The following is a 722-nucleotide window of genomic DNA, read 5'->3' on the forward strand; positions in this document are numbered from 1 at the left end:
CCACGGTCGAGCGCCAGAACGAAGCCGGGCCGCTCGGGGGTGCCGCGGAACCGACGCTGCAGCAGGCAGAACCGGCGGTGGAAGCCGCGCACCGTGCCGATCCGGCTCTCGGCGAAATCGAATTCCGGGCGCCACATCAGCGAGCCGTAGGCGAACACCCAGAGGTCGCCGCCGCCGGCGCGCTGCGCGATGATCGCGTCGAGGGCGGGCTTCAGCTCCTCGTCGGTCATCACCTGCAGGGCCGCGGCGTCGTCCGGCACCGGCACCGCGTGGGCCCGGGCGATGAGGTCGAGGGAGAGGGCGAGCGGCGCGTTTCGCATCGGTCCGGGGGAGCAAGGACGGGGCCGGGACAACCCGGCTCGGCCCCCGATGGTGCCGGACTAGGTCCCGGACTTGGTGTTCGACAGCGTGTCCAGCTCCGCGAACGGCTCGGTGCGGTGGCCCTGGCAGACCTCGTCGTCGTCGATCGCCGTCAGCGTGTCGGCCGCCTTGTCCTGGCGGACCACGACCTTCGGGCGCTCGCCCTTGCCGAAGCTGCGACCCTTCATGTGGCTCGACACGCAGTACAGCGTGCGCCCCCCATCCTCGAACGGCCCCGCGATGCGGCTCGACTCGAACCGCACCGGCAGCAGCGAGACCGATCCGAACGCCACCTGCCGAAGGGCGAGCGCGGCGATGCGCTCGCGGACGGGTTTCGCCGACGCGGTCGCGGGGGCGAAACC

The 722-nt window shown here is 72.4% G+C and carries 1 protein-coding gene and 1 pseudogene; both read right to left on the bottom strand.

Features of this window, described 5'->3' with window-relative positions; translation table 11 throughout:
* Positions 1-320: gamma-glutamylcyclotransferase (locus FV222_RS28250; RefSeq protein ID WP_147816425.1), on the bottom strand; the 320-nt coding region annotated here is incomplete at its 3' end.
* 60 nt (positions 321-380) lie between these two features.
* A pseudogene (locus FV222_RS28255) lies at positions 381-722 on the bottom strand (hypothetical protein); the annotation flags it as partial.

It is taken from the genome of Methylobacterium sp. WL103 (assembly GCF_008039885.1).
GTDB lineage: Bacteria > Pseudomonadota > Alphaproteobacteria > Rhizobiales > Beijerinckiaceae > Methylobacterium > Methylobacterium cerastii.